21 protein-coding genes are annotated in these 26619 nt (G+C 69.1%); 10 read left to right on the top strand and 11 right to left on the bottom strand.

The features are described from left to right. Positions 1-2: 2 nt before the first annotated feature. The 4 genes from DFS13_RS03460 to DFS13_RS03445 all read right to left on the bottom strand — a co-directional run bounded on the left by DFS13_RS03460 (position 3) and on the right by DFS13_RS03445 (position 6876). On the bottom strand, positions 3-1508 hold the full coding sequence (locus tag DFS13_RS03460; RefSeq protein WP_111441421.1) for an efflux transporter outer membrane subunit: 1506 nt from the start codon (positions 1506-1508) through the stop codon (positions 3-5). A gap of 5 nt (positions 1509-1513) precedes the next feature. Continuing rightward, positions 1514-2743, bottom strand: a complete 1230-nt coding sequence (locus DFS13_RS03455; RefSeq protein ID WP_080322732.1) for an efflux RND transporter periplasmic adaptor subunit — start codon at positions 2741-2743, stop codon at positions 1514-1516. A 36-nt stretch (positions 2744-2779) separates the two neighbouring features. Continuing rightward, complete coding sequence (locus DFS13_RS03450) at positions 2780-5947, bottom strand: efflux RND transporter permease subunit (protein WP_111441363.1); 3168 nt, start codon at positions 5945-5947, stop codon at positions 2780-2782. 185 nt (positions 5948-6132) lie between these two features. After that, positions 6133-6876 carry a Crp/Fnr family transcriptional regulator gene (locus DFS13_RS03445; protein WP_166677896.1) on the bottom strand — a complete coding sequence of 248 codons (744 nt, stop codon included), beginning with the start codon at positions 6874-6876 and terminating at the stop codon, positions 6133-6135. A gap of 168 nt (positions 6877-7044) precedes the next feature. On the opposite strand from DFS13_RS03445, the gene DFS13_RS03440 reads away from it, so the two are divergent. Further along, positions 7045-8697, top strand: a complete 1653-nt coding sequence (locus DFS13_RS03440; RefSeq protein WP_034202390.1) for an acyl-CoA synthetase — start codon at positions 7045-7047, stop codon at positions 8695-8697. A 35-nt stretch (positions 8698-8732) separates the two neighbouring features. Here the strand turns inward: DFS13_RS03440 and DFS13_RS03435 are convergent, their stop codons facing one another. From DFS13_RS03435 to DFS13_RS03420, 4 genes are all read right to left on the bottom strand, one after another. After that, positions 8733-10718 (bottom strand): methyl-accepting chemotaxis protein, encoded by a 1986-nt coding sequence (locus tag DFS13_RS03435; protein WP_111441362.1) that lies wholly within the window; start codon positions 10716-10718, stop codon positions 8733-8735. Positions 10719-10857: 139 nt separating this feature from the next. Beyond that, positions 10858-11289 (bottom strand): YqaA family protein, encoded by a 432-nt coding sequence (locus tag DFS13_RS03430; RefSeq protein WP_048985523.1) that lies wholly within the window; start codon positions 11287-11289, stop codon positions 10858-10860. A 61-nt stretch (positions 11290-11350) separates the two neighbouring features. Continuing rightward, positions 11351-12526, bottom strand: coding sequence for a voltage-gated potassium channel protein (gene kch, locus DFS13_RS03425; RefSeq protein ID WP_006481934.1), 1176 nt, complete (start codon positions 12524-12526; stop codon positions 11351-11353). A 116-nt stretch (positions 12527-12642) separates the two neighbouring features. Next, positions 12643-13299 (bottom strand): LysE family translocator, encoded by a 657-nt coding sequence (locus tag DFS13_RS03420; RefSeq protein ID WP_060265980.1) that lies wholly within the window; start codon positions 13297-13299, stop codon positions 12643-12645. 284 nt (positions 13300-13583) lie between these two features. On the opposite strand from DFS13_RS03420, the gene DFS13_RS03415 reads away from it, so the two are divergent. Further along, positions 13584-14066, top strand: coding sequence for an Lrp/AsnC family transcriptional regulator (locus DFS13_RS03415; protein ID WP_006479115.1), 483 nt, complete (start codon positions 13584-13586; stop codon positions 14064-14066). 795 nt (positions 14067-14861) lie between these two features. Here DFS13_RS03415 and DFS13_RS03405 read toward each other — a convergent pair. Next, positions 14862-16517, bottom strand: coding sequence for an IclR family transcriptional regulator (locus DFS13_RS03405; RefSeq protein WP_069352247.1), 1656 nt, complete (start codon positions 16515-16517; stop codon positions 14862-14864). 177 nt (positions 16518-16694) lie between these two features. Here DFS13_RS03405 and DFS13_RS03400 point away from each other — a divergent pair, with 177 nt between their 5' ends. The 3 genes from DFS13_RS03400 (at position 16695) to DFS13_RS03390 (ending at position 20652) form a co-directional block, all read left to right on the top strand. After that, entirely contained in the window at positions 16695-17654 is a 960-nt protein-coding gene (locus tag DFS13_RS03400; RefSeq protein ID WP_006482658.1) for an MBL fold metallo-hydrolase, read from the top strand. Positions 17655-17840: 186 nt separating this feature from the next. After that, positions 17841-19193: an MFS transporter gene (locus DFS13_RS03395; protein WP_034202385.1), complete on the top strand. Its 1353-nt coding sequence runs from the start codon at positions 17841-17843 to the stop codon at positions 19191-19193. A gap of 94 nt (positions 19194-19287) precedes the next feature. Then, positions 19288-20652, top strand: coding sequence for an MFS transporter (locus DFS13_RS03390; RefSeq protein ID WP_111441361.1), 1365 nt, complete (start codon positions 19288-19290; stop codon positions 20650-20652). Here the strand turns inward: DFS13_RS03390 and DFS13_RS03385 are convergent. Beyond that, positions 20634-21434 (bottom strand): SDR family oxidoreductase, encoded by an 801-nt coding sequence (locus DFS13_RS03385; RefSeq protein WP_034203351.1) that lies wholly within the window; start codon positions 21432-21434, stop codon positions 20634-20636. The two genes, DFS13_RS03390 and DFS13_RS03385, sit on opposite strands and share 19 nt — an antisense overlap. 132 nt (positions 21435-21566) lie before the next feature. On the opposite strand from DFS13_RS03385, the gene DFS13_RS03380 reads away from it, so the two are divergent. After that, positions 21567-22526, top strand: coding sequence for a GlxA family transcriptional regulator (locus DFS13_RS03380; protein WP_080322736.1), 960 nt, complete (start codon positions 21567-21569; stop codon positions 22524-22526). 78 nt (positions 22527-22604) lie between these two features. After that, positions 22605-23753, top strand: a complete 1149-nt coding sequence (locus DFS13_RS03375) for an epoxide hydrolase family protein (RefSeq protein WP_111441360.1) — start codon at positions 22605-22607, stop codon at positions 23751-23753. A 108-nt stretch (positions 23754-23861) separates the two neighbouring features. Here DFS13_RS03375 and DFS13_RS03370 read toward each other — a convergent pair whose 3' ends face one another. Next, positions 23862-24353, bottom strand: a complete 492-nt coding sequence (locus DFS13_RS03370; protein WP_034202382.1) for a 2,4'-dihydroxyacetophenone dioxygenase family protein — start codon at positions 24351-24353, stop codon at positions 23862-23864. Between the two features lie 153 nt (positions 24354-24506). On the opposite strand from DFS13_RS03370, the gene DFS13_RS03365 reads away from it, so the two are divergent. From DFS13_RS03365 to DFS13_RS03355, 3 genes are read left to right on the top strand one after another with little or no spacing between them, the layout of a single operon-like run. Beyond that, positions 24507-24995 carry a MarR family winged helix-turn-helix transcriptional regulator gene (locus tag DFS13_RS03365; RefSeq protein WP_230205861.1) on the top strand — a complete coding sequence of 163 codons (489 nt, stop codon included), beginning with the start codon at positions 24507-24509 and terminating at the stop codon, positions 24993-24995. Between the two features lie 37 nt (positions 24996-25032). After that, a complete protein-coding gene (locus tag DFS13_RS03360; RefSeq protein WP_006482655.1) occupies positions 25033-25368 on the top strand; it encodes a hypothetical protein in 336 nt (111 codons plus the stop codon). After that, positions 25365-26606, top strand: coding sequence for an MFS transporter (locus tag DFS13_RS03355; RefSeq protein ID WP_048985517.1), 1242 nt, complete (start codon positions 25365-25367; stop codon positions 26604-26606). Before DFS13_RS03360 ends, DFS13_RS03355 begins: the two co-directional genes overlap by 4 nt. Positions 26607-26619: the final 13 nt, after the last annotated feature.

Genomic DNA, 26619 nt, shown 5'->3' with positions numbered 1-26619 from the left:
GGTCAAAGGCCGACACCCGCGCCGCGCTGCGGGGCCGCCGACGCGACGTCGGACGGCGCCGGGCCACTCTCGGTGCCACCGTCCCAGCCGCCGCCGAGCGCCTTCGCGAGAAACACGACGAGCGCCGCGCGCTGGCCCTGGATCTGCACGGCCTGGCGCTCGCTCGTCAGCAGTTGCTGCTGGGCCGTCAGCACGTCGATGAACGGCGTCAGGCCGCCCGCGTAGCGATCCTGCGCGAGCGACACGAGCTTGCGTGCGTCGTCGACGGCCGCGGAGGCCTGCTGCGCGGCCTGCGCGAGCACCGACAGGCCGGTCACCGCATTTTGCACCTCCTGGAACGCGGTGAGCACGGTCTGCCGGTAGCTGGCCTGCGCGGCGACGTAGCCGGCCTGCGCGAAATCGACGCCGGCCTTCAGCTTGCCGCCTTCGAACAGCGGCTGGCTGAGCGACCCGCCGACCGACCACAGCAGCGCCGGCACGGTGAACAGGCCCGCGAAGCGGGTCGCGTCCCAGCCGAGGTCCGGCGACAGCGTGATGCGCGGGAAATACGCGGCGCGCGCGACGCCGATCTGCGCGTTCGCGGCGGCCATCGCGCGCTCGGCCGACGCGACGTCGGGGCGCCGTTGCAGCAGGTCGCTCGGCATGCCGGTCGGCAGCGTGGGCGCGTTGATCGGCACCACGCGCGGCGGCAGCGAGAATTCGGGGGCGGGCGCGCCGACCAGCGTCGCGATCGCGGTTTCAACCTGCGCGCGCTGCTGGATCAGCAGTTGCGCCTGCGTGCGCGTCGCGTCGAGCTGCGCGCGCTGCTGCAGCAGATCGAGCCCCGATACCGCGCCGAGGTCGTGGCGCGCGCTCACGTAATCCAGCGCCTTCTGCTGCAGATCGATCGAACGCTTGACGACGTCGATCTCGGTGTCGAGTTCGCGCAACGCGAAATAGCTCGACGCGAGATCGGCGCTCAGCACGAGGCGCGCATTCGCGAAATCGTCGCGCGCCTGCTCGGAGCTGGCCTGCGCGGCTTCGACGTTGCGCCGCACGCGGCCGAACAGGTCGAGTTCGTAGCTGACCGCCGCGCCGACCTGGATCTCGTTCTGCACGGTCGACATGCTGCGCGTCGCGTAGTTGGTCTGCGGCCGGTCGGCGGAGATCTTGAAGCGCTGGCCGCTCGCGTTCAGGCCGACGGCCGGATACTGCGCGGACGCGACCGACGCGAGCGTTGCCTTCGCCTGGTCGTAGCGCGCGGCCACCGCCTTCAGGTTCTGGTTGTTGCGCAGCGCGTCGGCTTCCAGCGCGTCGAGCTGCGCGTCGCCGAACGCGGTCCACCAGACCGGATCGAGCGGCGCGCGGGCCGGCGCGGCCGGCTGCCAGTATTGGTCGGCCGGATCGAGTCGCCACGTGGCCGGTGTATCGACGGGCGGGCGCCGGTAATCCGGGCCGACCGTGCAGCCGGCGGCGACGGCGGCCGCGACGATGGCGGCGAGCGCCACGGGCCGCACGCGCGTGCGCATCGCGCTCACGACTTCGCTCCCGCGACCGCGGAGGCCGGCTGCGCGGCCGGCGCCTGCACGACGACCCGGTCGCCGTTCGCGAGCGCGTCGCTCGGGTTCGCGACGAGGCGGTCGTTCGGCGTGATCGGCCCGTCGACTTCGAGCGTCTGGCCGATCGTGCGCACGACCGTCACCTGCTTCAGGTGGACCTGGCCGTTCGCATCGACGGTCGCAACCGTCGGGCCTTCGGCGCGGAACAGCAGCGTATTGGCCGGCACCTGCAGGCGGCCGACCGGCGTCATCGGCAGCGTCGCCTGCACGTACGCGCCGGGCAGCAGCCGCCCGTCCGGGTTCGGCAGCGTGATCTCGATCTGCAGCGAGCGCGTCGCGACGTCGATCGCCTCGGACGTGCGCGTGATCGTGCCGTCGAACGTCCGCCCCGGCAGCTCGGCCTGCGCGACGCTCACGTGCTGGCCGACCTTCACCTGCTGCGCATACGCCTGCGGCACCTGCACGTACAGGCGCAGCCGGTCGGCCTGCACGACCGTGAACAGCGCGCGGCCCGCGTTGCCGGAATTGACGAGGTCGCCGACGTCGACGTTGCGCTGCGTGACGATCCCGTCGATCGGCGCTACGATCCGCTGGAAGCCCTTCAGTTCGGTGAGGCGGCGCATGTTCGCATCGGCCGCCGCGAGGTTCGCGGTGCCCTGGTTGAACGCGCCTTGCCGGTCGTCGAGTTCCTGTTGCGACACCGCATCGCGCTGGCGCAACTGCTGCGCGCGGTCGAACGACGTCTTCGCGAGCGCGAGCGCGGCTTGCGCCTGCTGGCGTTGCGCGGTGGCCTGCGCCAGTTCCTGGTTCAGCTCCGGCGTATCGAGTTCGGCGAGCGTTTGCCCCTGTTTCACGTGCGCGCCGATGTCGGCCTGCCAGCGCAGCACGTAGCCGCTGGCGCGCGCATGGATCGGCGCCTCGATGAAGCCGCGCAGCGTGCCGGGCAGCGTCAGCTTGCCGCCGGTGGCCGCGTCGACCGGATGCACGACGTTCACGTACTGGCGCGTGTTCTGCTCGGCGACCGCGTCGAGCCGGTTGCGGTTCAGCCCGTTGACGATCAGCGTGCGCGCGGCGCCGGCGGCCAGCAGTACGCCGATCACGATCAGGACGACCCGTCCGCGTCGCGACACCGACGCGCGCGTCGGCAGGTGCATGCCGTGTTCGTCCACCTGGATGCCGACGGCGCTGTGATGTTTCTCTTCCATGAATTCAACCAATTCAACCGGGTAGTGGGGCGAAAGTCAGTGTCCGGCCTGGCGCGCGCGCCGACGGGCCAGCCGTGAATGCACGCCGCCGAACACGAGCGGCACGAACAGCAAGGTCGAAACGGTCGCGAACAGCAGCCCGCCGATCACCGCGCGGCCGAGCGGCGCGTTCTGCTCGGCGCCTTCGCCGAGACCGAGCGCCATCGGCACCATCCCGATGATCATCGCGAGCGCCGTCATCAGCACCGGCCGGATCCGGGTCGCGCCGGCCTCCAGCGCGGCCGTGAGCGGCGGCGCGCCGGCCGCGAGCCGTTGCCGCGCGAACGACACGACCAGGATGCTGTTCGCGGTCGCGACGCCGACCGTCATGATCGCGCCGGTCAGCGCGGGCACGCTCAGGTGCGTGCCGGTGACGAACAGCATCCACGCGATGCCGGCGAGCGCGGCCGGCATCGCGCTGATGATGATCAGCGGGTCGAGCCACGACTGGAAATTGACGACGATCAGCAGGTAGACGAGCACGATCGCCATCGCGACGCCCGCGCCGAGGCCGATGTACGACGTGCGCATCGTCTCGATCTGGCCGCGCATCGTGAGGTCGGTGCCGCGCGGCAGCGTCGCGCGTGCGTCGGCCACGATGCGGTCGATCTCGCCCGCCACCGCGCCGAGATCGCGGCCCTCGACGCTCACGTACACGTCGATCGCCGGGCGGATGTTGTAGTGCGTGATCACGGCGGGATTCACGGTACTGCGCACCTGCACCAGATTGCCGAGCAGCTGCAGCGGCGTGCCCGTGCGGCCGCTGGCGGAGATCGGCGTGCCGAGCAGGTCGTCGACCGACGACAGGTTGTATTGCGGGGTCTGGATCTGCAGCGGGTACTGGACGCCGGTGCGCGGGTTGATCCAGAACGACGGCGTCGTCTGCGAACTCCCCGACAGCGAGATCAGCATGTTCTGCGCGACGTTCTGCGCGGAGAGATTGAGCTGCTGCATGCGCGTACGGTCCATGTCGGCCAGCAGGGTCGGCTCGTCGTTGCGTTGCAGCACGTGCACGTCGACGGCGCCGGGGATTTGCCTGATCTTTTTCATCAGGCTGCTCGCAATGGTCATGTTACTCGCGAGATCGTTGCCGAGCACCTGCACGTCGATCGCGGCCGGCTGCCCGAAGTTGAGGATCTGCGTGATGATGTCCGACGGCTGGAAGAAGAACTCGACGCCCGGGAAGCGCTGCGGCAGCAGCGTGCGCAGCGTCTGTACGTAGTGCCCGGTCGCGCGGTGGCCGGGCTTCAGCGCGATCAGCAGCTCGCCGTCGAGCGTGCCGATCGTGCCCGCGTTGCTGTACGACAGGTTGATGCCGCTCACCGGCAGGCCGAGGTTGTCGACGATCGCGCCGAGCTCGTCGGGCGGCACGGTTTCGCGGATCACGCGCTCGACCTGGTCGGCGAGGCGCGCGGTTTCCTCGATCCGGTAGCCGGTCGGTGCGCGCATGTGCAGCCGGATGTTGCCGGAATCGGCGTTCGGGAAGAAATCGCGGCCGAGCATGAACACGAGGCCGGTCGACAGCACGCAGAAGCCGAGGAAGCACAGCGCGTAGAAGCGGCGGCGCACGAGCAGGATGCTGAGCAGCACGATGTACCACGCGCGCAGCCGCTCGAACGCGTGGTTGAACGCGTGATGGATGCGGGCGAAGCGCGACGCCGAATGGTCGGCACCGGTGTGCGCCTGCTGCGGGCGGAACAGCAGCATCGCGAGCGTCGGCACCAGCGTGCGCGACAGCACGTACGACGCGAGCATCGCGAACACCACGGCTTCCGCGAGCGGCACGAACAGGAAGCGCGCGACGCCCGTCAGGAAGAACATCGGCACGAACACGATGCAGATGCACAGCGTCGACACGAGCGCGGGCACCGCGATCTCGCCTGCGCCTTCGAGGATCGCGTCGTGCAGGTTCGTACCGAGATGGAGGTGCCGCTCGATGTTCTCGATCGTGACGGTCGCGTCGTCGACGAGAATGCCGACCGCGAGCGCGAGCCCGCCGAGCGTCATGATGTTGATGGTCTCGCCGAGCGCGGACAGCGCGATCAGCGACGTGAAGATCGACAGCGGAATCGAGATCGCGATGATCAGCGTGCTGCGCCAGTTGCCGAGGAACAGCAGGATCATCATCGCGGTCAGCACGGCGGCGATCAGCGCCTCGTGGATCACGCCCTGGACGGCCGCGTTGACGAACACCGACTGGTCGAACAGCGGCGTGATCGTGAGCCCCTCGGGCAGCGTCGGGATCACCTTCGGCAGCAGCGCCTTCAGGTCCGACACGACCTTGAGCGTCGACGCGTCGCCGCTTTTCAGGATCGAGATGAGCACGCCGCGCTGGCCGTTCTGGCGCACGACGTTGGTCTGCGGCGCGAAGCCGTCGCGGACCGACGCCACCTCGCGCAGGTAGGTCGTCGCGCCGTTGACGGTCTGGACCGGCAGGTCGTTGATGTCGGCGACGGTATCGGCGGACGCGTTCGTGTCGATCCGGTATTCGGTCTGGCCCATCTTCGCGGTGCCGGTCGGCAGCACGAGATTCTGCGCGTTGACCGCGTTGACGATGTCGGCCGGCGTGAGGCCCTTCGCGAGCAACGCCTGCGGATCGAGGTCGATCGCGACCACGCGGGTGCGCCCGCCGTACGGGAACGGGATCTGCGCGCCCGGCACGGTGATCAGTTGCGGGCGCAGGAAGTTGAGCGCGATGTCGGCAAGCGACTGTTCGCTGAGCGTCTTGCTCGACAGCCCGAGCTGGATCACCGGAATGCTCGACGCGGAATAGGTGATCACGAGCGGCGGCGTCGCGCCCTGCGGCATCTGCCGCACGATCGCCTGCGCGGACGAGACCGTCTGCGCGATCGCCGTCTGCACGTTCGAGCCCGGTTGCAGGAACACCTTCACGACCGCGATGCCGGGCAGCGACGTCGATTCGACGTGCTGGATGTTGTTGACGGTCGTCGTCAGCACCCGTTCATGCACGGACGTGATGCGGTTCGTCATCTCCGTCGCGGAGAAGCCGTTGTAATTCCAGATCACGCTGATCACCGGGATGTTGATCGCGGGCAGCACGTCGACCGGTGTGCGCATCAGCGCAAGCGGGGTGGCCAGCACGATCATGATGGCCATCACGATGAACGTGTAGGGGCGCCTGAGCGCGAGATTGACGATCCACATGGAGGCGGCGGGGCAGGCGGTGATCGGGCGGCGGTGAAGGGAACCCGAATGATAGGCGTCGGCCCGGCACGGGTTACTGTCGCGAAACTGGCGGAATCGTCAGGTTGAGGCGCGCGGGCCGTCGGCCGATTCCGCAGACGGAATGCGCCGCCGCGATCGCGACGGTTTCGCGTATCGGGCGGCGCTCACAGCTGCTCCATGCCGAAGCGGGCGAGCGCATCGAGATCGACGACGTCGATCTGGTTGTACGCGAGCCGCAACGCGCCGAGCTTCTCGAGTTGCTGCAGCGCCTGGTTGATCCGCTGACGCGACACGCCGACGAGCATCCCGAGTTCCTCCTGCGAGATCGACAACGACGGGCCGGTATCCGGGTACAGCGCGGGGTTGAAGAGCTGCGCGAGCGCCTGCGCGACGCGCGCGTCGACGTCGAGCAGCCGGCTGTTCTGGATCGACGCGATGAATTCGCCCATCCGGTTGTTCAACTGATGGATCACGAAGCGCGTGAACGGCAGGCTCGTGTCGAGCAGCGCATGGAACGTGTCGACCGGCACGAACAGCACGGTCGAGCGCTGGATCGCGACGACCTCGTACTTGCGCAGCTCCCGCTTGATCACGCTGCCTTCGCCGAACCAGCCGCCCGACGGCACGCCGGAGAACGTGCAGCCGCGCCCCGACACGTTGAAGATCGCGAGCTTCAGCAGCCCCCGATGGACGCCGATCCAGTATGCGGAAGGCGCGAGCCGGTGCGCGATCACGTCGCCGGCTTCGCACTGTTCGACGTGCGACTGGGCCAGCACGAGCGCCTGGTGCTCGGGCGCCAGCGTGCGGAACCACGCGCATTGGCCGAACAGCGTCGCCAGCGGCGGCAGCGGGCCCGGTGCGGGAGGCGGGTCGGCCGGGGCGGCGGCCGCGTCGGGATGGTCGTGCATGGGTGCGGGTTTGCGAGGATAGGGATAACGCGCAGCGCTCGAGCGGCACTCTGTCGTTTCGATGACAGACGGCTCACAATAGCGCCCGTTAGGCTGTCGGCAATTGAACCACATCAAAACGATCCGGGGTGCGTGCGCTCCGGTCGACAGAACACGGGAGACAGGATCATGACGCAGATGTTCGAGGCCGGGCTCGGCCGCCGCGATGCCAATTACGTGCCGCTCACGCCGATCGATTTCCTGATCCGGGCGGCGGAAGTCTACGGCGAGCGCCTCGCGATCGTGCACGGCGACGTGCGGCGCACGTGGGGCGAGACCTGCACGCGCGCGAAGCAGCTGGCGAGCGCGCTCGCGCAGGCCGGCGTCGGGCGCGGCGACACGGTCGCGGCGCTGCTGCCGAACATCCCGGCGATGGTCGAGGCGCACTTCGGCGTGCCGATGGCCGGCGCCGTGCTGAACACGATCAACACGCGGCTCGACGTGTCGTCGGTGCTGTTCATGCTGCGTCACGGCGAGGCGAAGGTGCTGATCGTCGACACCGAATACGCGGAGGTCGCGCAGCGCGCGGCGCTCGAGGTGCCGGGCCTGAAGATCGTCAGCGTGGCCGACGCGCTGCCGGCCGACCCCGACCGTTTCGCGGGCGCGACCGACTACGAGACGTTCGTCGCCGGCGGCGACCCCGACTACGCGTGGACGCCGCCCGCCGACGAATGGGAGGCGATCGCGCTGAACTACACGTCGGGGACGACCGGCGACCCGAAGGGCGTCGTCTACCACCATCGCGGCGCGTACCTCGCGGCGATCAGCAACATCCTCGAATGGGACATGCCGAAGCACGCGGTGTATCTGTGGACGCTGCCGATGTTCCACTGCAACGGCTGGTGTTTCCCGTGGGCCGTCGCGGCGCGCGCGGGCGTGAACGTGTGCCTGCGCAAGTTCGATGCGAAGACCGTGTTCGACCTGATTCGCCGCGAGCGCATCACGCACTACTGCGGCGCGCCGATCGTGCAGAGCGCGATCGCGAACGCGCCGGCCGAGTTCCGCGCGGGGATCGACCATACGGTGCACGCGATGGTCGCGGGCGCGGCGCCCGCGCCGGCCGTGATCGCGAAGATGAAGGAGATCGGCTTCGACCTGCTGCACGTGTACGGGCTGACCGAGGTCTACGGCCCGGCGACCGTTTGCGCGAAGCAATCGCACTGGGACGCAGTGTCCGACGAGGAACGCGCGCGGCTGAATGCGCGTCAAGGCGTGCGCTACCACCTCGAAGCGGGCGCGACGGTACTCGACCCGGACACGATGACGCCGGTGCCGGCCGACGGCGAGACGCTCGGCGAGATCATGTTCCGCGGCAACATCTGCATGAAGGGCTACCTGAAGAACCCGAAGGCGACCGACGAGGCGTTCCACGGCGGCTGGTTCCATACCGGCGATCTCGCGGTGCTGATGCCGGACGGCTATATCCGGATCAAGGATCGCAAGAAGGACATCATCATCTCGGGCGGCGAGAACATCTCGAGCATCGAGGTCGAGGACGCGCTGTACCGGCATCCGGCGGTGGCCGTGGCGGCCGTCGTCGCGATGCCCGACCCGAAGTGGGGCGAGGTGCCGTGCGCGTTCGTCGAACTGCGCGAAGGCGCGAGCGCGACCGAGGCGGAGATCGTCGCGCACTGCCGGCAACTGCTCGCGGGCTTCAAGGTGCCGAAGGCCGTGCGCTTCGGTGAGCTGCCGAAGACGTCGACCGGCAAGATCCAGAAGTTCCAGTTGCGCCACGCGGTCGGCTCGGACAAGGCGATCGACCTGGCCGGCGACAAGAAGTAGTCGAGGCCCGGCCGCGGCCGATCGCCCGCCGTCGGTCACGCGTCGCGTTCGAGCCGGAACACGCTGACCGCGTCCGACAGTTGCGCGGCCTGGTCGCGCAGCGCGACGGCCGCGCGCTCGGCATCCGAGATCAGCCGCGCATTCTGCTGCGTCGCGTCGCCGATCTGCGTGACGGCCAGGTTCACCTGCTCGATGCCGGTCGATTGCTCGCGCGACGCGGCGCTGATCTCGCCGATCAGCGTGCGCACCTGGTCGACCCGCGCGACGATGTCGCGCATCGTGCCGCGCGCGGCGTCCGCGATCCGGTAACCCTGTTCGACGGTCGTCGACGATTCGGTGCTCAGTGCGTCGATCTCCTTGACCGCGGCCGCGCTGCGCTGCGCGAGCGCGCGCACCTCGGCCGCGACCACCGCGAAGCCCTTGCCGTGTTCGCCCGCGCGGGCGGCTTCGACGGCCGCGTTCAGCGCGAGGATGTTGGTCTGGAACGCGATGCCTTCGATCGCGCCGGTGATCTCGGCGATCCGGCGCGTCGCGCGGCCGATGTCGTCCATCGTCGCGACCACGCGTTGCACCGCGGCGTCGCCGTTCGTCGCGGCGGCCGACGCGTCCGCGACCAGCGCGTTGGCTTGCGCCGCGTGCTCGGCGCTCTGCTGCACCGCGGCGGTGATCTCCTCCATGCTGGCGGCCGTCTGTTCGACGCTGCTGGCCTGCGTCGCGATCCGCGCGGCGATGTCGCCGCTGCCGGCCGCGATGCCGACCGTGCCGTGCGCGATGTCGGCGGCGCTGTTGCGCACTTGCGCGACGATCCGCGCGAGGCCGTCGCCGATCCCGTCGACCGCCTGCACGAGCCGGCCGATCTCGTCGTTGCCCGTGCCGCCGGGCGCGCCGCCCGCGCCGTCGCGGATGCGCACGCTGAGGTCGCCCGCCGCATAGCGTTCGGACGCGCGCGCGGCGGCTTCCAGCGGCCGGCTCACCACGCGTCGCACGACGATGACGAACAGCGTCGCGAACGCCGCGACGAGCACGGCGCCGATCATCAGGAAGCGGTTGCGGGTGGCGCGCATGGTGGCAAGCAGCTCGTCGTCGAGCGCAACGCCGCCGACGAGCCATTGCCACTGCGGAATCGTCGTGAACGACACGAATTTCGCGCTCGGCCCGCCGTCGTGCGCGGCGGGATCGGTCGACGTGTACGCGAGCCGGCCTTCGCCGGCCGCCAGCATCTGCGCGTAGGGCGCACGCGCGTCGTCGGCCCGCTGGCCGGCCGCATCGGGATGCACGACGAAGGTGCCGCGCGACGGACCTTGCGATGCATCGAGCACGAAGTAGTAGCCGTTGTCGCCGATCTTCAGTGCGCGGATGCCGTCTTCGACGAGCTTGAGCTCGGCGCCGATGTCGAGGCCGACGAACAGCGCGCCGATCACGCGGCCGCCCGCATCGGTCACCGGTTTGTACTGCGTGATGTACGGCCGGCCGAACAGCTTCGCGAGGCCCGTGTAGCTGCGCCCGGCGACGAGCGGCGCATACGCGGGGCCGGCGCGGTCGAGCTTCGTGCCGACGGCGCGCGCGCCGTCCTGCTTCTTCAGCGACGTCGTGATGCGCACGAAATCGTCGCCGTCGCGCGCGAAGATCGTCGCGATCGCGCCGCTTTTCTTCAGGAACTGGTCGGGAATCGAGTAATCGAGGTCGAGCGGCTGGCCGCCCGCGAGGAGGGTCGGCGCGGCCACGCCGCCGATGTCGACGGTGCGCGCCGGGTCGAGCGTGAAATCGGCCGGCAGGAAACTCGCGAACAGCGACATCGAGCGGTTGGCTTCGGCGCTCAACGCCTGGTCGAACAGGTCGACCATCGCGCGGATCGACTGCTCCTTGTCGGCGATCCGCTGATGCGCTTCATCGGCGAGCTGCTGGCCGGCGAAATGGGCGAGCGTCCACGCAAACACGGTAAACAGCAAGGCGACGAGCGCGCACGCGAGCGCGGCCAGACGCGCGCCGACGCTCACTCGGCCCAATTGGGTCATTCTCATGAGACATCCTGAGTGGGAGTGAGAGGAGGCGGAACGCACGCGTCACCGCTCGTGGTCCCGTTAATACGGCAACTTTCGCGAAATCTTTAGCGGATGTCGCGGATCACGGGCCCGCAGGCGGGCGAAGGGGAAGCGGAGGTCAGTGCGTGACGAGCCACGCGACGGCCAGATAGCGGCCGACTTTCGCGATCGTCACGATGACGAGAAAGGTCGGCAGCGGCTCGCGCAGCACGCCGGCGATCATCGTCAGCGGATCGCCGATCACCGGCGCCCAGCTCAGCAGCAGCGACCAGCGGCCGTAGCGCGCATACCAGCGCTCGGCGCGCGCGAGCGCGGACGGTTTGACCGGAAACCAGCGGCGCTCGCGAAAATGCTCGATGCCGCGGCCGAGCGCCCAGTTGATCGCCGAGCCGGCGACGTTGCCGACGCTCGCGACCAGCACCAGCGCCCACGCGGGTTCGCGCCCGGCGAGCAGCAGGCCGGCGAGCACGGCTTCGGACTGGAGCGGAAACAGGGTCGCGGCGACCATCGACACGGCGAACAGGCCGCCGTAAGTGAGCAATTCGGACATCGCGCGATTGTACCGGCCATGCGGCGGCCGGCTCCGGTCACGCGGTCATCGGCTCACGATCTCATGCGGCATCCGTCGTGCCGAACAGCAGGTGCGAGATCACCGACTTGTCGACCGGTTCGTCGTTGAGCGTGCTGGCGAGCAGTTCGCCCGCGAGCTGCTGCGGCGAGAACACCATGTCGGGCTTCAACAGCCGCAGCCGTTCGAGGTTGCGCTGCTGGTTCACGAGCGCGACCGTGCGCACCGACGGTGCGATCTCGCGAATCGCGAGGATGATGAATGCGTTTTCGGCGTCGTCCGAACGCAGCGCGAGCACCGCGCGGGCGGTCGCCGCGCCGGCGCTCTCCAGCACCGCATGGTCGGTCGCATCGCCGACGATCAGGTCGGTCGCGGCCGGATAGTTGTGCTCGACGCCGGCCGGCACGACGACGGTCACCGCGTAGCCGCGCTTGCGCAGCCCGTCGTGCACCGCATGCGCGACGGGCGTCGCGCCGACGATCAGGAAATGATGCTTGCGGATCACGTTCGAAATGCCTCCCTTGACGATCCGTTTCAGATTGCCGCCGATCACCGGGCCGACGACCGCGCTGATCGACGTCGCGAACACCGTGATGCCGAGCACGATCACCGACGCGGTGAACAGGCGTGCGGTCGGCGCGTGCGGGACGATGTCGCCGTAGCCGACGGTCGACATCGATACGATGGAGAAATAGACGGCGGTGGCGAGATCGTGGACGGGCGGCGTGAATTCGTCGCCGAGATAGAGCACGCCGAAGGTCGCGTAGATCAGCAGCGACACGATGCTCAGCAACGCGAACAGGCTGCTGGCGGCGATGCTCGCGCGGTCGAAGTGCCGCCAGTAGTACAGCAGCGCGACGACCAGCACGGCCGTATAGACGAACACCGCGTGGCTGCGATAGCCGCCGAGCACGCTGATGGCGGCCGCCGCGACCAGCAGCAGGATCGACAGCACCCACGCGACGCGGGCGCGCAGCACGATGCCGATGGCCATCGTCGCGAGGCCGGCCGCTACGACCACCTGCGGCAGCACGACGAGCCCCATGTTGTCGACGAGGTTCAGCGCATCGGCGAGCCAGGCGCGATGCAGGCCGAGCCGCGCGTGCTCGACGACGGGGCGCAGCACCATGAGTGCATCGAGCGCGAGCAGGAGGGCGAGATACCAGTGCAGGCCGATCGGCGCGAACAGGCGCCGCAGGCGGGTAGTGACGTGCTTCATTCAGTCGCCCGGCAGGGCATGTCCAACGAACCAGCCGCTACCCTAAAGCATTCGGCGTTCGGCTGCTTTTTCGCGGGGCCCGATGGTCGCCGCCACGGAGCCGGCACGCCGGCCGTTCAGTTCCAGCCGACCATGATCGCGCCCATCCCGACGAGCAGCCCGCCCGTCACGCGGTTCATGGCCCGCATCCGCGCCGGCCGCTGCAGCGCGCGGCTCAGCCGGTGCGAGAACAGCGCCATCGACGCGACGCCGCCCGCGAACAGCAGCGCGAACGTCGCGGCGAGCAGCAGGTATTGAAGGTTCAGGCTCCAGTCGGCAGTCGGGCTGATGAACTGCGGAAAGAACGACGGAAAGAACAGCAGCGTCTTCGGATTCAGCCCGGAAGTCGCGACGCCGCGCCAGAACAGCGCGCGTCCGGAGTCGGCGTCCGGCGCGGCGATCGCCGTTCCCGCGTCGACGTCGGCCGGTGCCGCGGCTGCGCCGGCCGGCGCGCGGCTCAGCCATTGCTTGCCGCCGAGCCAGACGAGATACGCGGCACCGGCCCAGCGCAGCACGGTCAGCGCGTGTTCGTCGAGGTGGACCAGCGAATTGAGGCACAGCGCGGTCAGCGCGAGTTGCAGCAGCACGGCGAGCGTGCCGCCCCAGACGCACGGCAGCGCGCGGCGCCAGCCGGTGCGCAGCGCCTGGTTCATCGCGAGCAGGTTGACGGGGCCGGGCGCGTAGATGAGGACGACGGAAGCGGCGAGGAACGACAGATAAAGCTTGAACGACATGACGGACGGGCAGGAACGGGGAAGCAGGCACCGGCCCCGCACGCGGTCGGATAGGCGTGCGGGCGGCGGGGAATCGCATGCCTGCCGGCCGGCACCGCAACTCGTGATTGCGGCCGTGCGTCCCGCTGCGAGGGGTTGTCGCGGGGAGCGTGCCGGGCAGCAGGCATGGAGAAAATGTATCAAGCGGCCTGGTTAAAAGGCTTCCTGTTTTCCAGCAAAACACGCCTGAAACCGGAATCCCGTTCAGATAGAATGCCGATTTTCAGTAGAAGATTCTTCTCATCATGGCTACCCGCGAACGCACGCCGAAAACGCTCGACAATCAGGACCGCAAGATCCTGGGGGCATTGCAGAAAAATGCGCGTCTGTCGAACGCCGAACTGGCCGAACAGATCGGCATGTCGACCACCGCCTGCTGGAACCGCACGCGGCAACTCGAACTCGACGGCTACATCGACGGCTATGTCGCGCTGGTCAACCAGCGCAAGCTCGGCTACGCGGACATCGTGATCCTCGAAGTCACGCTCGATCGCCATGAAGACGACGCGCTGGCGCGCTTCGGCGCCGAACTGGCGGCGCTGCCGGAGGTGCTCGAGGCGTATCTGGTGTCGGGCGAGTACGACTACTGGATCAAGGTCGCGGTGGACGGCACGGCCGGCTACGAGCGCTTCCTGCGCGAAAAGCTGTACCGGATTTCGAGCATCCGCCACAGCCGCTCGATGTTCGCGCTGCGATGCATGAAGGACGTGCCTTCGATTCAGGTGTGAGGGAGCGGAGACGGGCGCACGGCCGTCGCTGCAGCGACGGCGGGTGCGATCGGACGCAGGCGCGGAGGAAAGCCGGCGAACGGTTGACAGGAAGGGCGTGCTGGGCAGACGGCCCGCCGGGCACAAAAACGGATGAATCTTCCGTCCGGCATGGCCCGGCGCAAGCGCGCGCAAGTCGAGAAGAATGGCATCCCGTCCGGGCCGCAACCGGCTGACGGTCCGCGCCGACACGAATCGGCGCCGGTCTCGGCCTGAAACACGGCCTCGAGACGACCTTGAAACGCTTCCGATGCGGTGCGCGTATCCGGCCGGGAAGGATGAACCCCGGCCTCTTTCTACATGCCCGGCGCGCCCGTCGGGTACGCCGCGCGACCGCCGCGGTCGGCGTGCGTCAGCGCAAACGCGTCAGCCGGCCGGCCGTTCGCTCAGCGCGGCAGACGCGCGTGTGCTTCAGCGATGACTTCGCAGTTCTCGAGGTGGAGCGCCCAGGCCTCTGCCAGCAGCTCGCCAACACGTGCGAGCCAGCCAGTGGATTGGGTGGAACGATCGGAGACATTAGACGTTTGCATGACGAAGCCCCATATAGGTGGCGAGTTAGGGATAACCCTAATCATAGCGAAGCAGCACCGTCTTGTGAAATGCGATTTCGTTATATGAGAATTACTGACAATTTGTGTTGCTGCTGCGCAACATGAATGTCGGCCACCCGGGCACGCCGGGCAGGCGTGACGAGGCCGTGCCGGCACGGCCTTGCGTGGAGAAACAACGAAGTCGGGCGTAGGAAAAAAAGTGCGCTTACCGGCCGATCCACCCGAAGCGCCACGACAGCCGCCGCGTCGCGGCCCGCAGCGCTTGCGCCAGCGCGCTGTCCGGCCCGCGCGGGAAGCCGCGCGACGAGCCGATGATCGCGATCACGAGCCGGATGCTGCCGGTGTGATCGAATACGGGCGCGGCGATCGTCCCGATGCCGGGCACCGGCGCGTCGAACGCGAAATCGAGTTCGTCCGCGCGGATCGCGGCGAGCCGGGCGCGGAAGGCCGCATCGTCCGGCGCGGCGTGCGCGCCGGCGAGGCGCACCGGCTCGTTGGCGAGCAGGTCGGCCAGCACGTCGTCGGACATGCCGGACGCGAAAATCCGGCCGATCGCCGTATTGACGAGCGACATCACGGTGCCGACTTGCAGGCTCACGTGCTGCGGCCGCGCCGATTCTTCGAGCCGGATCACGGTCGGCCCGAGCGGCCCGAGCGTCGCGGCGGCCACGCTCATGTCGGTCGCGCCGGCGAGCGCGACGATCTCGGCTTCCGCATCGCGGGTCGGCGACACGCGCTGCATCGCGATCAGGCCGAGCGCCTGCGCGAGCGGACCGCCGTCGAAGCAGCCGGCGTCGTCGCGGCTCAGCAGGCCGATCTTCTGCAGGCTGACCAGATGCGGAAACGCCTTCGCGGCCGGCATGCCGGCCGCCGTCGCGAGATCGCGCAGCGGCAGCGCGCGGCCCGCCGACACCAGCGCGAGCAGCAACTCGCCGGTGCTGTCGAGCGCATTGATCCCGCGCTGCGCTTTTGCGTCGTCGGCCAGCGCGGGCGGTACGCGCGCGGCGGCCGGCGCGGGCGCGGACGCCGGCGCCGGGTCCGCACCTGCGGCGCCGAGCGACGCGGTCGCCTGCCGCGCCGCGTCGCGCAAGGCCACGGCGATCGGGCCGTCCCAGTCGACATCGATCGATCCCGTCGAACCGATCACCGTCAACGCGAGTTGCAGGCGCCCCTGCGCATCGAAAACGGGCACGCACATCCCGCTGACGCCGGGGCTCGGCCGGTCGATGCTGCGTTCGATGCCGCGCATGCGTATCGCGTCGAGTTCGGCGGGTTGCGCATCGGCGTCCGGCGCGACCGGCGCGCCTTCGGCGCCTGCCAGCGTATCGCCCGCGCCGGCCTGGCTGGCCGCCATCGCGTCGAGTTGCGCGGCGTCGCCGAACGCGCGGAACACGCGGCCGGTCGCCGTCGTGTCGAGCGACATCACCGAACCGACGTGCAGGTTCACGTGCAACGGATAGCCGCCGTGCTCGATGCGCACGATCGTCGGGCCGAGCACGCCCGGCACGGACAGCGCGACGCTCAGGCCGACCGTTTCCGCGAGCCGCACCGCGTGCGGAAGCGTCGCGCGGTAGGCCGGCTGGCGCTCGATCGACATCAACCCGAGCCGCAGCGACAGCGGGCCCGGCTCGTAGTTGCCGGTGAGCGCGTCGCGTTTCACGAGCGCGAGTCGCGTCAGGCTCACGAGATAGGTGTGCGCCTGAGCGGTGGAGAGATCGGCCGCCGCGGCCAGCTCCGACAGCCCGAGCGGCTTGCGCCGGCGCGCGAGCGCGTCGAGCAGCCGGCCGCCGACCTCGACACTCTGGATGCCGCGCTGCGCCTTGGGCGGCGCATCGTCCGCGCTGACTTCGTGGTTCTGCACGCGATGATTCTTCCGTTGACGAAACCCCGCATGGTATCCGACGCCATTTCTCGCGCCAGCCCGCAGGTTTACCCGTATTAGACAATAACAAGCACGTTTGCCATTGACAAATATTCGGCGCGAGCAGATGATCCGCTGACACCCCTCAACACATGGCTCGCAGCCACGGAACGCACAATGGCCAAAGCATTCGCCTCCCAAGCCGATCTGGAAGAGAAGAAAGTCACCTGGACGAAGCTGTCCGAGAACGCCTACGCGTACACAGCCGAAGGCGACCCGAACTCGGGCGTGATCATCGGCGACGACAGCGTGCTGATCGTCGACACGACCGCGACGCCCGCGATGGCGCAGGACCTGATCGCGAAGATCCGCAGCGTCACCGACAAGCCGATCAAGCACGTGGTGCTGTCGCACTACCACGCGGTGCGCGTGCTCGGCGCGTCCGCGTATTTCGACGAAGGCGCGCAGCACGTGATCGCGAGCCGCGGCACGTACGAGATGATCGTCGAGCGCGGCGAGGCCGACATGAAGTCGGAGATCGAGCGCTTCCCGCGCCTGTTCGCCGGCGTCGAGACGGTGCCGGGCCTGACCTGGCCGACGCTCGTGTTCGAGCGCGAGATCACGCTGTTCCTCGGCAAGCTCGAAGTGAAGATCATGCACGTCGGCTCGGGCCACACGAAGGGCGACACGATCGTCTGGCTGCCATCGCAGAAGGTGCTGTTCTCGGGCGACCTCGTCGAATACGACGCCGCGTGCTATTGCGGCGACGCGCAGCTCGAACAGTGGCCGGCCACGCTCGAGGCGCTGCGCGCGCTCGGCGCCGAGAAGCTCGTGCCGGGCCGCGGCCCCGCGCTGCTGAATCCGGCGGAAGTGAACAAGGGCCTCGACTACACGAAGGATTTCGTCACGACGCTGCTCGCGCAGGGCCGCAAGGCCGTCGAGCGCAATCTCGACCTGAAGGCCGCGATGGCGCTCACGCGCGAAGCGATGGACCCGAAGTTCGGCCACGTGTTCATCTACGAGCACTGTCTGCCGTTCGACGTGTCGCGTGCGTTCGACGAGGCGAGCGGCATCGCGCATCCGCGCATCTGGACCGCGCAGCGCGACAAGGACATGTGGGCCGCGCTGCAGGACTGAGCGGCACACGGCGGCGGGGCGGCGCTCACATGATCGCCTCGCCGTTTCCCTGAAGGTTGCGGCAGTCGCGGCGGCATCGCGCCGCGGTGCCGGCAACCGTATCCGGTCTCACAAGAAAGCAGGGCGCATGCACGCCCTCGGAGACTGCCGCGCGCTCGACATCGCGCGGCCCGTTTGGAGAGAGACATGCCCCAATCGCTTCCCGCCGAAGCGACGCTCGCGCACGCGAGCGCGTCGGCGCCGACTTCCGCATCCGCATTCAGCGACGCGCTGCTGTTCCGCAAGATCGCGTGGCGGATCGTCCCGTTCCTGTTCCTCTGCTACGTCGTGTCGTTCCTCGACCGCATCAACATCGGCTTCGCGCAGTTGCAGATGAAGCACGATCTCGGCTTCAGCGATGCGATGTACGGCCTCGGCGCCGCGGTGTTCTACGTCGGCTACGTGTGCTGCGAAGTGCCGAGCAACATGCTGCTCGCGCGCTTCGGCGCGCGCCGCACGTTCACGCGGATCATGCTGCTGTGGGGCCTCGCGTCGACCGGGATGATGTTCGTGTCGCAGCCGTCGCATTTCTACGTGCTGCGCTTCCTGCTCGGCGTGTTCGAGGCCGGCTTCTTCCCCGGCATCGTGCTGTACCTGACCTACTGGTTCCCCGCGAACCGGCGTGCGGCGGCGATCTCGGTGTTCTTCGCGGGCGTCGCGGTGGCCGGTGTGCTCGGCGGCTTGTTGTCCGGCTGGATCATGCGCGACATGAGCGGCGTGCTCGGGCTGCACGGCTGGCAATGGATGTTCGCGATCGAAGGGGCGCCGGCGATCCTGCTCGCGTTCGTTGCGTTCACGTTGCTCGTCGACAGGCCGCAGGACGCGCCGTGGCTCACGTCCGACGAAAAGGCGCGCGTCGCCGCGCTGTGCGCCGAAGGCCGCGCACACGGCAATGCGCACGACGGCCGCAGCGTGATGACCGCGCTCGCGAATCCGCGCGTGTATCTGTTCGCGTTCATCTATTTCTCGCTGACCTGCGCGTCGCTGACGCTCAACTTCTGGATGCCGCTGATGATCCGCGACTTCGGCGTGACCGACGTCGTCGCCGTGAGCCTCTACACGGTCGTGCCGAATGCGGTGGGCGCGGTCGGGCTGGTGCTGATCGCGCGCCGCTCGGACCGCACCGGCGAACGCCGCAAGCACTTCGCGTGCTGCACGATCGGCGGCGGCCTCGCGCTCGCGGCGCTGACGCTGCACCTGCACAGCTTCGCGGCGATGCTCGCGTGCCTGTCGATCGCGGCCACGCTGATCTTCGCCGCGCTGCCGATCTTCTGGGCCGTGCCGACCCGCTACCTGTCCGGCAATGCCGCCGCGGCCGGGATCGCGTTGATCAGCAGCATCGGGATCACGAGCGGCATCGTCAGTCCGTGGGTGATCGGGATGATCCGCACACGCACCGGCAGCATGGATCTCGCCGTGTACCTGCTGGCCGCGCTGCTGGTGGCGAGCGGCGTGGCGCTGATGCTCGGCGTGAAGGGCGAGGGCGCGCGGCGCGGCTGAACGTCGGCTTCGGCCGGTCGCCGTCGGCGGGCGGCGGCGACCGGCGTTGCACGTCCTGCGCGCTCCCTGTTGACCTCCGTGGAGGAGACGATCGATGTCAGCCCCTCTCCCGGCAGACGCCGCGCATGCCGCAGCGTCCGGCCCTCGTGCGTCGGACCACGACGCGCTGTACCGCCGCATCGGCATGCGCATCGTGCCGTTCCTGTTCGTCTGCTACATCGTGTCGATCCTCGATCGCAGCAACATCGGCTTCGCGCAGTTGCAGATGCGGCAGGATCTCGGCCTCACCGACGCGATGTACAGCCTCGGCGCGGTGCTGTTCTTCGTCGGCTACGTGCTGTTCGAGGTGCCGAGCAACGCGTTGCTGCGCCGCTTCGGCGCAAGACGCACGTTCGCGCGGATCATGTTCCTGTGGGGCGCGGTGTCGGTCGCGATGATCACCGTCGACAGCGCAAGGCAGTTCTACGTGCTGCGCTTCCTGCTCGGGCTTTTCGAGGCCGGCTTTTTCCCGGGCGTCGTGTTCTACCTGACGTACTGGTATCCCGCGCGCCGTCGCGCGTCGGTGCTGTCGATCTTCTATGCGGGCGTCGCGGTGGCCGGGATGGTCGGTGGACTGCTGTCGGGCTGGCTGATGCGCGGGATGTCCGGCGTGCTCGGTCTGCACGGCTGGCAATGGATGTTCGCGATCGAGGGCGCGCCGGCGCTCGTGCTCGGCGTGACGGCGTGGTTCTGGCTGTGCGATCGCCCCGAACACGCGCGCTGGCTGTCCGACGACGACCGGCGGCGGCTCGCGGCCGACCTCGCTGCCGATCGCGCGGAGGCACCCGCGCACGCGGCTTCGTCGCTGCGGCAGGTGCTGGCCGAGCCGCGCACCTATCTGTTCGCGTTCATCTATTTCTCGCTGACGACCGCGCTGCTGATGCTGCTGTTCTGGATGCCGCTGATGATTCGCGAATTCGGCATTCACGACGTGGTTCACATCAGCCTGCTGTCGATCGTGCCGAACGCGATCGGCGCGGCCGGGCTGATCGCGATCGCGCGGCGCTCGGACCGCAAGCGCGAACGCCGCCGGCATTTCGCCGCATGCGCGTTCGGCGGCGCGGTGGCGCTCGCGTTGCTGACGCTGCATCTGCCGAGCATCGTCGCGATGATGGCGCTGCTGTCGATCGCGGCGATGCTGATCTTCGCCGCGCATCCGGTGTTCTGGGCCGTGCCGTCCGCGTATTTCGCGGGTGCCGGTGCGGCAGGCGGCATTGCGCTGATCAGCAGCATCGGCGTATCGAGCGGGATGATCACGCCGTGGATCGTCGGCGTGATCCGCACGCGCACCGGCAGCATGGATTCGGCGATGCTGATGATCGCCGGATTGCTGGCCGCGTGCGCGGTCGCGATGCTGCTGGGCGTGCGTGCCGCACCGCGCGACGCGGGTCCCGCCGGCAATCAGCGCGCCGCGGTGTAGCGCGGCGCGGGCGTATCGGCCGACAGGTGCGGCGCCATCGTGCGGCGCGCGGCCTCGTATGCGTCCCATTCGTCGCCCGCGTGCAGCGACGGGATCGTCACGAGTTCGCCGCGCTCGAACCCGACCAGCGCCGCATCGACCATGTCGTGCGCGGTCATCACGATTTCCTTCGGCAGGTGCTCGAGCGGCAGGCCGCCCGTCTGCCAGAAATCGGTGGCCGTCGCGCCGGGCAGCACGGCCTGCACCTGCACGCCCTTGCCGGCGAGCTCGTGATGCAGCGACTGGCTGAACGCGAGCACGAACGCCTTGCTGCCGCCGTACACGCCGTTCAGCGTTTCCGGCGAAATCGCGACGATCGACGAAATGTTGATCACCGCGCCGCGGCCGCGTGCGACGAAGCCGGGCACCGCCGCATAGGTCAGGCGCGTGAGCGCGGTCACGTTCAGGTCGATCATCCGCGTCATCGCGTCGACGTCGCTGTCGAGCAGCGGCGCATGCGTGCCGATGCCCGCGTTGTTCACCAGCAGCGTGATGCTCGCGTCCTGTTTCAGCTTGGCTTCGACGGCGGCGAGCGCTGCGCGGTCGTTGAGGTCCGCGTCGACGATCTCGACGCTGCGCTGCGTGTCGTTCGTGATGCGCTCGGCGAGGGCGCTCAGGCGCTCGCGGCTGCGCGCGACCAGGATCAGGTCGTAGCCGCGGCGCGCGAGGCGGTCCGCGTAGACGGCGCCGATGCCCGACGACGCGCCGGTAATGAGGGCGGTACCGCGATGGGCTTGCGTCATGATGTACTCCGTTTCGATGAGGATGGCCGGATGGCGTGAAAGCATTCTGGCCTCGAAGCGCTTCGACACAAATGACGTAGATGGGTATGATTCCGGACATCGCAGCGATCGACACGGGACCGGAGGACGCACATGCACCGAATCGGCTTTTTGATCAGCGACGGCTTCCAGATCATGGCGCTCGCCGCGCAGTCGGTGTTCGAGTACGCGAACATGGGTCTGGAGAAGCCGTTCTACGCGATGGACAACTATTCGGTCGACGGCGGCGACGTGCGCTCGTCGCTCGGGCTGCCGGTCGCCACGCGCGCGCTGCGCGGGCGGATCGGCGTCGACACGTGGATCGTCGCGGGCGTCAACGATCCGCTCGCCGCGCCGGCGCCGGCCGGCGTCGTCGCCTATCTGCGCCGCGCGAGTACGCGTGCGCGGCGGATCGCCGGCATCTGCACGGGGGCGTTCGTGCTGGCCGAGGCCGGGCTGCTCGCGCAGCGTCGCGCGACCACGCACTGGGCGTTCGGCCGCGACATGCAGCGGCATTACCCGGAGATTCGCGTCGAGGACGACCGGATCTATATCGTCGACGGCCCGATCTGGACGTCGGCCGGGATGACGGCCGGGCTCGATCTCGCGCTCGCCATGGTGGAAAAGGATCTCGGCGCCGATGCCGCGCGGTCGGTCGCGCACAAGCTGGTGATGCACCAGCGCCGGGCCGGCGGCCAGTCGCAGCATTCGGAAATGCTCGATCTCGCGCCGAAATCCGACCGGATCCAGAACGCGCTCAACTACGCGCGGCAAAACCTCGGCCGCGCGCTGACCGTCGAGGATCTGGCCGAGGCCGTGCACCTGAGCCCGCGCCAGTTCAGCCGCATATTTACGCTCGAAACCGGACAGTCGCCGGCGAAGGCGATCGAGCGGCTGCGGCTCGAAGCGGCGCGGCTGATGATCGAACAGAGCCGCCATCCGCTTGACGTGATCGCGCAGGAGAACGGTTTTCGCGACCGCCGGCACATGCGCGAGGCGTTCGTGCGCGGGTTCGGCGTGCCGCCGCAGGCGCTGCGGCGCGACGCGCGGGCCGACGAGCGGGAAACGGGCTGACGAGCGTGGCCGCCCGCCGCCGGCGCGAGTCGGAAAAAGCGCGCAGAATCTCGTCGACATGCTTCGCGAGGAGACACGATGCACGCCGTACCGTTCGACATTGCGATACCTGATCAAGCGCTCGATGATCTGCGCCGGCGCCTGCGCGACGCGCGCCCGCCGACGCTGACCCCCGCCGAGCCCTGGCAGCAGGGAGTGGACGGCGCATGGCTGCGCGAGCTGGTCGCGTACTGGGCCGGGGGCTTCGACTGGCGTGCGCTCGAGCGTGCGCTGAACCGGCTGCCGCAGTTCGTCGCGGACGTGGACGGGCAGCGCGTGCATTTCATCCATCGGCGTGGCGCGGGACCGACACCTTATCCGCTCGTCATCACGCACGGCTGGCCGGGCTCCGTGTTCGAATTCGATGCGCTGCTCGATCGGCTGTGCGACCCGGCGGCATTCGGCGGCGATCCTGACGACGCGTTCGACGTCGTCGTGCCCTCGCTGCCCGGTTTCCTGTTCTCGCCGGCGCCGGCGGCCCCCGGCATGTCGGCGTTTCAGGTCGCCGATCGCTGGGCCGGGTTGATGGCCGGCCTCGGGTATCGACGCTTCGGCGCGCAGGGCGGCGATATCGGCGCGGCCGTGTCGGTGGCGCTCGGCGCGCGACATGCAGACAGGGTGGACGGTGTCCATCTGAACTACCTGCCCGGCAGCTACGAGCCGGCGATCGACCCGGCCGCGCCGCTGACCGACGACGAGCAGGCATTCCTGAAGCAGCGCACCGACTGGGTCGCGATGGAAGGCGGATACGCGCACGTGCACGCGACGAAACCGCAGACGCTGGCCGTCGCGCTCAACGATTCGCCGGCCGGGCTGGCCGCCTGGATCGCCGAGAAATTCCGCACGTGGAGCGATTGCGACGGCGACGTCGGGCGGCGGTTTTCGCACGACACGCTGCTGACGGGCATATCGCTCTACTGGTTCACCGGCTGCATTGGCTCGTCGATGCAGATGTATTGGGAAAACCGGCTGCAGCCGATGCGCTTCGCGCCGGGGCAACGCGTGGCGGCGCCCGTCGGCTTCGCGCGCTTTCCGAAGGAGATCAGCCGTCCGCCGCGCAGTTGGCTCGAACGCGTGTTCGACGTGGTGCAGTGGACCGACATGCCGAGCGGCGGCCATTTCGCGGCGCTGGAGGAGCCGGACTTGCTCGCCGACGATATTCGGCGGTTTTTCCGGCGTTTCCGGTAACGGGCGGGCAGCCCGCTCGGCGGAAACCTGGGCCGCAGGGCGCTCGCGCGGTTCAGGCGTGACGGGAGCCGGCGCGATGCGAATCGCGTCGCGCCGCCGCCGCGTGTCTTATCGCGTGACGAACGCCGTGGCCGCATCCGGCGCCGTACGCGCATGCTTGCGCTGGCGCAGCAGCGCGACGCGGCAGTTCTCGCGCGCCGTTTCGCGGCCGTCGTCGTCGAGCAGCACGAGGTCGCCGCGCATCACGTTCAGCGTGATCACGTCCTCGCCCGGCGCGCCGAGGGTTTCCGGCGTGTGCACCGAGCCGGCCGGTTCGAGCACCGTCGAGCCGGCGTGCGCGATCCAGTCGTATTCGCGGTAACGCCACGCACCCTGCAGCGTATGGACGAACACCTCGCCGTCGTGACGATGGCGCGGCAGCGTGCCGCCGGCCGGCATCTTCAGCAGCGCGGTCAGCGTGTCCTCGGCCGCATTGATGTGCAGGTACTTGATCGCGAGCCCCGGCAGGTCGGCGCTCATCGGCAGCCACGGCAGCGCGTCGCCGGGCAGGCAGGAGATCGGCGGCAGGTCGGTGGAGAGCGGGGCGGACGGCTGCGTCATGGCGGAAGGCGGAGCGGAAACGGAAAGAAGCCCGCATTATCGCAGAGCCGGATCACGCGGCCGAACGGAGTCGGCGCCGCGGCGAAGGCCGGCACGGCGGGGGCGATCCTTACACGCTGAAATATACAGTCAAACTGTACAGTTTGACTGTCGATGTGCTATCTTGAATTCATGAACGCGCCATCGTCTCCCCCCGACCCACTCCCGCTGGCCGGTCTCGCCGGCGAACTCCGCATCTCGGTCGGCAAGCTGATGCGGCGGCTGCGGGAGCAGACTCATCCGAACGACCTCACGTCCTCGCAGAAATCGGTGTTGCTGCGGCTCGACCGCGACGGCCCGGCGACCGTGTCGGCGCTTGCGCGTGCCGAAAGCGTGCGCCCGCAATCGATGCGCGTGACGGTCGCGACGCTCGAGGCGCTCGGCGCGGTCGCCGGCGCGCCCGATCCGAGCGACGGCCGGCAGACGCTGATCGCGCTCACGCCCGGTTTCCGCAAGGTGCTGCAAGCCAACCGCGCGGCCAAGGACGACTGGCTGTTCCGCGCGCTGCACGCGCAACTGTCGGCGGCGGAACAGGCCGAGCTCGCGGCGGCCGTGAAGCTGCTGCAGCGGCTCGCCGAATTCCAGGACCCGGCGCGTCCGTGAACCGCGCCGATCCACTCGCCGCAAGGACAATCCGCGCATGAACTTCCTGCCTCTCGTGTCGTACTTCTTCGGCGGTGCGTTTCTCGCGAACGTCGTGCCGCATCTCGTCAGCGGGCTGCGCGGCGAGCCGTTCCAGACGCCGTTCGCGAATCCGCCCGGCCGCGGGCTGTCGTCGTCCACCGTGAACGTGGTGTGGGGCGTCGTGAACCTCGTCATCGCGTATGCGCTCGTGTGCCGGGTCGGCGATTTCGACCTGAAGCGCACGGCCGACGCCGCGGCGCTCGGCCTCGGCATCCTGGTGCTCGGCCTGTTCCTCGCGCGGCGCTTCGGCGCGCTGCACGGCGGCAACGAGCCGGACCGGGAGCGGCCATGAGCGTGCCGGCCGCGGGCGTATTTCGCTCGCTTCGCAGTTTCAACTATCGCGTGTGGGCGATCGGTTCGCTGGTGTCGAACATCGGCACGTGGATCCAGCGCACCGCGCAGGACTGGCTCGTCCTCACGCAACTCACGCATCACGATGCCTCGGCGGTCGGCACGGTGATGGCGCTGCAGTTCGGGCCGCAACTGCTGCTGTTGCCGTGGACCGGCTACGCGGCCGACCGCTTCGACCAGCGCAAGCTGCTGATGGCGACGCAGGCGCTGATGGGCGCGCTGGCGCTCGTGCTCGGCGTGCTGACGGTCACCGGCGCCGTGCGGCTCGAGCACGTGTATGTGTTCGCGTTCCTGTTCGGCTGCGCGTCGGCGTTCGACGCGCCGGTGCGGCAGACCTTCGTCGCGGAACTGGTTGGCGACCGCGAGCTCGCGAACGCGGTCGCGCTCAATTCGACGTCGTTCAATGCCGCGCGGATGGTCGGCCCGGCGGCGGCCGGGTTCCTGATCGCATCGGTCGGCACCGGCTGGGCGTTCCTCGCGAACGGGCTCAGCTTCTTCGCGGTGCTGGCGTCGCTGTCGCGGCTGCGGGAGGACGAACTGCGCGCGAACGTGCGGGCGGATCGCGCGCGCAGCAGCCTGCTCGACGGGTTCCGCTACGTGTGGCGTCGCCCGGACCTGACGGCGATCCTCGTGATGCTGTTCCTGATCGGCACGTTCGGGCTCAATTTCCAGCTGTTCATTTCGACGATGGCCGCCAGCGTGTTTCACGTCGACGCGCGCGGGTTCGGGTTCCTGTCGTCGATGATGGCGGTCGGCACGATCTCGGGCGCGCTGCTCGCCGCGCGCCGCGAGCAGCCGCGGTTTCGTCATCTGTGGATCGGCGCGACGCTGTTCGGGCTCGGCTGCACGTTCGCCGCGCTGGCGCCCGGCTACTGGTCGTTCGCCGCGGCGCTGGTGCTGACGGGCATCGCCGCGATCACCTTCATGAACTCGACCAACAGCCTGATGCAGCTGTCCACCGAGCCGGCGATGCGCGGCCGCGTGATGGCGCTGCGCCTCGCGGTCGCGTTGGGCGGCACGCCGATCGGCGCGCCGGTGGCCGGCTGGGTGGCAAACCATCTCGGCCCGCGCTGGGCGCTCGGCGTCGGCGCGGCGTCCGGCTTTGCGGCCGCGCTCGTCGCGACCCATTTCGTCGCGCGCAAGCGGGCACAGCCGCGTACGGGCGGCGACGCCGCCTGACCGGACCGCAAGC

Origin of the sequence: Burkholderia sp. 28_3, from assembly GCF_003253915.1 — a bacterium.
Taxonomy (GTDB): Bacteria; Pseudomonadota; Gammaproteobacteria; order Burkholderiales; family Burkholderiaceae; genus Burkholderia; species Burkholderia cenocepacia.
Note: the sequence above shows the minus strand (reverse complement) of the source record. Positions and strands in the feature narration are given on the sequence as shown.

Bases quoted from the DNA above. Each gene is read 5' to 3' on its own strand.
- DFS13_RS03435 (WP_111441362.1), bottom strand. From the start codon at position 10,718: ATGAGAATGACCCAATTGGGCCGAGTGAGCGTCGGCGCGCGTCTGGCC.
- DFS13_RS03355 (WP_048985517.1), top strand. From the start codon at position 25,365: ATGAGCGTGCCGGCCGCGGGCGTATTTCGCTCGCTTCGCAGTTTCAAC.
- DFS13_RS03370 (WP_034202382.1), bottom strand. From the start codon at position 24,353: ATGACGCAGCCGTCCGCCCCGCTCTCCACCGACCTGCCGCCGATCTCC.
- DFS13_RS03385 (WP_034203351.1), bottom strand. From the start codon at position 21,434: ATGACGCAAGCCCATCGCGGTACCGCCCTCATTACCGGCGCGTCGTCG.
- kch (WP_006481934.1), bottom strand. From the start codon at position 12,526: ATGAAGCACGTCACTACCCGCCTGCGGCGCCTGTTCGCGCCGATCGGC.
- DFS13_RS03445 (WP_166677896.1), bottom strand. From the start codon at position 6,876: ATGCACGACCATCCCGACGCGGCCGCCGCCCCGGCCGACCCGCCTCCC.
- DFS13_RS03430 (WP_048985523.1), bottom strand. From the start codon at position 11,289: ATGTCCGAATTGCTCACTTACGGCGGCCTGTTCGCCGTGTCGATGGTC.
- DFS13_RS03390 (WP_111441361.1), top strand. From the start codon at position 19,288: ATGTCAGCCCCTCTCCCGGCAGACGCCGCGCATGCCGCAGCGTCCGGC.
- DFS13_RS03460 (WP_111441421.1), bottom strand. From the start codon at position 1,508: ATGCGCACGCGCGTGCGGCCCGTGGCGCTCGCCGCCATCGTCGCGGCC.
- DFS13_RS03365 (WP_230205861.1), top strand. From the start codon at position 24,507: ATGTGCTATCTTGAATTCATGAACGCGCCATCGTCTCCCCCCGACCCA.
- DFS13_RS03450 (WP_111441363.1), bottom strand. From the start codon at position 5,947: ATGTGGATCGTCAATCTCGCGCTCAGGCGCCCCTACACGTTCATCGTG.
- DFS13_RS03360 (WP_006482655.1), top strand. From the start codon at position 25,033: ATGAACTTCCTGCCTCTCGTGTCGTACTTCTTCGGCGGTGCGTTTCTC.
- DFS13_RS03440 (WP_034202390.1), top strand. From the start codon at position 7,045: ATGACGCAGATGTTCGAGGCCGGGCTCGGCCGCCGCGATGCCAATTAC.
- DFS13_RS03455 (WP_080322732.1), bottom strand. From the start codon at position 2,743: ATGGAAGAGAAACATCACAGCGCCGTCGGCATCCAGGTGGACGAACAC.
- DFS13_RS03400 (WP_006482658.1), top strand. From the start codon at position 16,695: ATGGCCAAAGCATTCGCCTCCCAAGCCGATCTGGAAGAGAAGAAAGTC.
- DFS13_RS03395 (WP_034202385.1), top strand. From the start codon at position 17,841: ATGCCCCAATCGCTTCCCGCCGAAGCGACGCTCGCGCACGCGAGCGCG.
- DFS13_RS03420 (WP_060265980.1), bottom strand. From the start codon at position 13,299: ATGTCGTTCAAGCTTTATCTGTCGTTCCTCGCCGCTTCCGTCGTCCTC.
- DFS13_RS03415 (WP_006479115.1), top strand. From the start codon at position 13,584: ATGGCTACCCGCGAACGCACGCCGAAAACGCTCGACAATCAGGACCGC.
- DFS13_RS03375 (WP_111441360.1), top strand. From the start codon at position 22,605: ATGCACGCCGTACCGTTCGACATTGCGATACCTGATCAAGCGCTCGAT.
- DFS13_RS03380 (WP_080322736.1), top strand. From the start codon at position 21,567: ATGCACCGAATCGGCTTTTTGATCAGCGACGGCTTCCAGATCATGGCG.